Source organism: Bradyrhizobium sp., assembly GCF_049691595.1.
In the GTDB taxonomy this organism is placed as follows: Bacteria; Pseudomonadota; Alphaproteobacteria; order Rhizobiales; family Xanthobacteraceae; genus Bradyrhizobium.
Map to the genome: position 1 here is coordinate 1 of NZ_JBAVNZ010000267.1, position 2,993 is coordinate 2,993.

3 protein-coding genes are annotated in these 2,993 nt (G+C 65.2%); all 3 read right to left on the reverse strand.

The features are described 5' to 3' along the window. The coding region (locus WCE35_RS11970) for an MFS transporter (RefSeq protein ID WP_424593552.1) at positions 1–1,110 on the reverse strand (1,110 nt) is incomplete at its 3' end. Between the two features lie 16 nt (positions 1,111–1,126). After that, complete coding sequence (gene kdsA / locus WCE35_RS11975; protein WP_424593554.1) at positions 1,127–2,005, reverse strand: 3-deoxy-8-phosphooctulonate synthase; 879 nt, start codon at positions 2,003–2,005, stop codon at positions 1,127–1,129. Positions 2,006–2,025: 20 nt separating this feature from the next. Then, positions 2,026–2,901, reverse strand: coding sequence for a VOC family protein (locus WCE35_RS11980; RefSeq protein ID WP_424593553.1), 876 nt, complete (start codon positions 2,899–2,901; stop codon positions 2,026–2,028). Positions 2,902–2,993 lie beyond the last annotated feature (92 nt).

Genomic DNA, 2,993 nt, shown 5'->3' on the forward strand with positions numbered 1-2,993 from the left:
GGTAAGCAAGGTCGGAACCTTGCCGGCATGCTGGATGCCAAAACCATAGGCGATCGGGCCGATGGTCTGGCCCATGAAAAAGAAGAATGAATGCAGCGACAGCGCGGTGGCGCGGGCTTCGACCGACAGCTCGCTGGCGAACACCTGCAGGCAGCCATGGATCATGTAAAAGCCCCAGCCCATGAAGAGCAGGCTGAACGCCTGGATCTTCCAGCCGGGACCGAAGGCGATGGCGATGATCTGCAAGCCGACCAGCGTCGCGCCCGAGATCATCATGCCCCTGACGCCGAGCCGCGGCAAAAAGCGCGACACCGTCATCGTATAGAACAGGCCGCCGACGGCGAAGCCCGCGATCACGATGCCGGCTATCGCGAGCGAGGTTTCGCCGAGTTCGAACAGGAAGGAGGCGATAAAGGGGAACAGGCCGAGCACGCAGCAGCCTTCGATAAAAACCGCCGAGTAACAAATCCGCGCGTTCGGATTGGTGAAGATCGTGCGGTAACCGTGGCTGAGCGTCGAAAGATTGGTTCGGGGCGAACGCGTCAAGGCAGTGCCGCGAAATCCGGCGGCGACAGCGATCGCCGCCAGGATGACCAGGGCGCCAAGCACCGCGAGAACACCACGCCAGCCCAGGAAATCGCCGATCAAGCCGGAAACGGAGGCGCCGAGCAGGTTTCCGGTCATGGAGCCCATCAGCGTGCGCCCGATCGCGACCTGGCGCTTCTCGGGGCCTACCAGATCGCTGGTCAACCCCAGCGCGATCGGAAACACGCCGCCGGAACCAATGCCGGCGAGAATACGGGTGGCAAACAACAGCGGGAACGACGTCGCCATCGCACCGAGAATGTTTGCAAGGCCAAGCAGCACAAGGCAGACGATCATGAGCCGCGCCTTGCCAAAGAGATCGGCGGTCGCGCCCAGCACGGGCTGGATGATCGCAAAGGTGAAAGCGAACACGGCCGCGAAGCTCGCCGCGGTCGCGATGCTCACCGCAAAATCGTCGGCGACATGCGGCAATACCGGATCGAGCGCCCGCGCCGAAAGGCTTGCCGCAAAGGTCGCGAGCGCGATGATGTTGAGGGCCGGCGGCAGGCGGCTCGTCGCGGTCACGCCGGCATCCGCGCGCTCAAGCCGGACGCTTTGCGAGCGCGTCGAATTCCATCAGCGTTCGGACCAGCGCTTCGAACTCGCGCAGCGGCACCATGTTGGGCCCGTCGGACGGCGCGCGATCGGGATCGGGATGGGTTTCGATGAACACGCCGGCGACGCCGACCGCGACCGCGGCGCGCGCCAGCACCGGAACGAATTCGCGCTCGCCGCCCGATGAGGTGCCCTTGCCGCCCGGCTGCTGCACCGAGTGGGTGGCGTCGAAGATGACGGGCGCGCCGGTGGTCCGCGCCAGGATCGGCAGTGCCCGCATGTCGGAGACCAGCGCGTTATAGCCGAACGAGGCGCCACGCTCGGTGACGAGCACGTTGGGGTTATTGGCGCCGGTGATCTTGGCGACGACATTGGCCATGTCCCAGGGCGCCAGGAACTGCCCCTTCTTGACGTTGACGACCTTGCCGGTCGCAGCCGCCGCCAGCAACAGGTCGGTCTGCCGGCACAGGTAGGCCGGGATTTGCAACACATCCACCGCCTGCGCCACCTCGGCGCACTGCGAAGGTTCATGCACGTCGGTGAGCACGGGCAGCCCGAGCGAGGAGCGAATCTCGGCGAAGATCGGCAGCGCCTGCGCCAGACCAATGCCGCGCGCAGCCGTCGCGCTGGTGCGGTTGGCCTTGTCGAAGGAGGTCTTGTAGACAAGGCCAATTCCGAGCCGCGCCGCGATCTCTTTCAGCGCGCCGGCCACCTCGAGCGCATGCGCGCGGCTCTCGAGCTGGCACGGACCGGCGATGATCGAAATCGGCAAATCATTGCCGAATTGGACCGTGCCTACTGAGACGCGCGGCGCAGCTCGCAGGTTGGCGTTCAAAGATTCTTTCCTTGTCTGGCGCCGGACCATGCCGGGCAGCGGCAGGCGGATCAACCCTGTTTGACGGCCTCGAATATCAGGGTTGCGCCGTTGGCCGCGCCCGAAGGTATGATGACCCTGCCGCCATGCTCGATGGCCGGGATACCGCCATGCCCCAGCGCAGCCAGCGCTTCCGGCATGTCCCGAACCGCAAAGCGTATCGCCGCCAGGCGCGCGCCTCGCGCGAGGTCCGGAGCGCCGGTTCCGGCAAGCATCCGATAGGCCGGCGGATTCATCACCCGAATCTCGCCCCGCGGGGTCGTCACGGCAATTCCGCTCGGGCTCGACGTCACGTCGTTGACGCCCGAATAGGCAGCCACAAAGTGACGATGGTCTTCAGGCCTGTCGGAAACCAGGATTACGCCGGCAATCCCGGTCACGCCATTCGGATGCCTCTGGAAGGCCGGGTTCCAGAAATTCTCCGGATGGTGCTGCTGGCAGGTGAAATATCCGATGTCGGGCGCCTTCGCATCCGCCGCGAACGCCAGCGAGAATGCGACGTTTGCAGTTGAGCCATCCGGCCGCTTCGCCTCGCGTTCGAAGTCGAACACCTTGAAGTCGCCGATACCGGCGGCGCGAAACGCATCGGCATCCCCAGCCGCGCCGTGGCCTTCCAGCACCAGCATTGCCAATCCCTCTCTGCGCGCGAGGAAATCGCGCGCGAAAGCCCCGAACGAAAACCGGCCCGGCCGCTGTGGATCGATCAGTTCCGGTTCGGCGACGTCGAGCAGTTCGACGAAGAAGCCGGGCACCTGCACGATCCGGTTGTGGGTGCCCCATGGGTGCCGGTTGCGCGCACCGACGGTGAAGCCGGCGCGCCGGTAGAATTCACCGGCGGCATCGAGATCGCGGACGACGTGCACGATATGGTCGAGACCGCGCGGCATATGCGGGTCACTTCACCGACGAGAACGCGTTCGGCACCAGCAATTGATTGACTATGTTTCCGACGATCTGGCCGTCTTCCTCGGTCTTGGCG

Excerpts from the sequence above, each read along its gene's own strand:
- WCE35_RS11980 (WP_424593553.1), bottom strand. The coding sequence starts at position 2,901 with ATGCCGCGCGGTCTCGACCATATCGTGCACGTCGTCCGCGATCTCGAT.
- kdsA (WP_424593554.1), bottom strand. The coding sequence starts at position 2,005 with ATGGTCCGGCGCCAGACAAGGAAAGAATCTTTGAACGCCAACCTGCGA.